The sequence below is a fragment of the Corallococcus exercitus genome (genome assembly GCF_003611585.1).
GTDB lineage: Bacteria > Myxococcota > Myxococcia > Myxococcales > Myxococcaceae > Corallococcus > Corallococcus exercitus.
In genome coordinates this window covers 1-1,691 of sequence record NZ_RAVW01000764.1, presented here as the reverse complement: position 1 = coordinate 1,691, position 1,691 = coordinate 1, and the positions used below count along the sequence as shown (strand labels likewise).

Below are 1,691 nucleotides of genomic sequence, written 5' to 3'. Positions count from 1 at the left end.
GGCCCGAGACGAGCGGCAGCAGGCGGGTCTTCCCTGCGGCGCGGTGCCCGGCGATGACGACGGTCTGCGCTCCGGCCGGGCGGGGGCAGGGCCCCGGGGACGAGAGGGCCCCCTGGAGCGCCTGCTGGAGTCTGGGGTCTACCGACGCGACGACTTGCGAGACGAGGAGGCGCCGGGCCTCAACGGACGGTGCCGACATAGACGTAGGCGGTTCCAAACAGCAGGGGGTGGGCGGCGCGCTCGGAGTAGGCGCCGGCCTGGTCCATCAGGGAGAGGAAGCGGTCGCCAGCGGGGAAGGCCGCGGCGGTGCGGGGCAGGTACTGGTACGCCGCGCGGTTGCCCGTCAGCAGGCCGCCAATCGCCGGCATCACCGTCTTGCTGTAGAAGCGGAACAGCGCGCCGTACGGGCCCGTGGGCTGGCCGAACTCCAGCACCACCACGCGGCCACCCGGGCGCACCACGCGCGCCATCTCCTGCAGGCACTTCACCGGATCATCCACGTTGCGGATGCCGAAGGAGATGGACGCCACGTCGAAGCTGTTGTCCGGCAGGGTGAGCGCCATGGCGTCCTGCACCTGGAACTCGACCTCCAGGCCTGCCTTGGCCGCCTTGGCCGGCGCGCTCTCCAGCATCTCCGGGCAGAAGTCCGTGCCCACCACGCGGCCCGTGGACCCCACCTTGCGCTTGAACGCCAGCGCCAGGTCGCCCGTGCCGGTCGCGCAGTCCAGCACGTGGCTGCCTTCCTTCGCGCCGCTGAGCTTCACCGCCGAGCGCCGCCACAGCCGGTGGATGCCGAGCGAGAGGACTTCGTTCGTCACGTCGTAGCGCGTGGCGATGGAGGAGAACATCTGACGGACTTCGGTGCTCATCGCGCCCCCGCGATCTGTGCCGGCCCCGCCGGCGTGTAGAGGTGACGGTCCACCGCGGCGAGCACGCCGGGCAGCCGTTGCATCAACGTAGCGAAATCCCCGGGCGACATGGCCTGCTGCCCATCACAAAGCGCCTGCTCCGGCCGGGGGTGGACTTCAATCAACAGACCATCCGCCCCGCAGGCCGCCGCCGCCAGCGACATGGGGGTAATCAGCGACGGGATGCCCGTGGCGTGCGACGGATCCACGATGACTGGCAGGTGCGTGCGCTCCTTCGCCCACGCCACCGCGGCCAGGTCCAGCGTGTTTCGCATCGATGTTTCAAAGGTCCGGATGCCGCGCTCGCACAGCAGCACCTGCTCGTTGCCGCCCGCCAGGATGTACTCGGCGGCGTTGAGCCACTCCTGCACCGTGGCGGAAAGCCCGCGCTTGAGCAGCACCGGCTTGCGCAGCCGGCCCAGCGCGCGCAGGAGCCCGAAGTTCTGCATGTTCCGCGCGCCCACCTGGAGGATGTCCGAGTGCTGCGCCATGAGGGGCAGCTGCTCCGTCTCCATCACCTCGCTGATGATGGGCAGGCCGTGACGCCGGCCCGCGTCCACCAACAGCTTCAGCCCCGGCTCCCCCATGCCCTGGAACGCGTACGGACTGGTGCGCGGCTTGAACACGCCCCCGCGCAGGAGGTGCGCTCCCGCCTGCGACACCGCGCGGGGGCGCTGTCTCTTATACCCATCTCCGAGCCCACGAGACATGCGCAGAACCCGTATGCCGTCTTCTGCTTGAAAAAAAAAAACATGTACACAAAGATGAATCTTGACTGAGCTC

2 protein-coding genes and 1 pseudogene are annotated in these 1,691 nt (G+C 69.2%); all 3 read right to left on the bottom strand.

Annotated elements, in window-relative coordinates; all coding sequences use genetic code 11:
* A pseudogene (locus D7W79_RS44670) lies at positions 1–199 on the bottom strand (shikimate kinase); the annotation flags it as partial.
* Positions 180–869: a bifunctional demethylmenaquinone methyltransferase/2-methoxy-6-polyprenyl-1,4-benzoquinol methylase UbiE gene (gene ubiE / locus D7W79_RS41805; RefSeq protein WP_120530729.1), complete on the bottom strand. Its 690-nt coding sequence runs from the start codon at positions 867–869 to the stop codon at positions 180–182. The pseudogene D7W79_RS44670 and the gene ubiE, both read right to left, overlap by 20 nt.
* Positions 866–1,618, bottom strand: coding sequence for a 3-deoxy-7-phosphoheptulonate synthase (gene aroF, locus D7W79_RS41800; RefSeq protein WP_244222277.1), 753 nt, complete (start codon positions 1,616–1,618; stop codon positions 866–868). Before aroF ends, ubiE begins: the two co-directional genes overlap by 4 nt.
* Positions 1,619–1,691 lie beyond the last annotated feature (73 nt).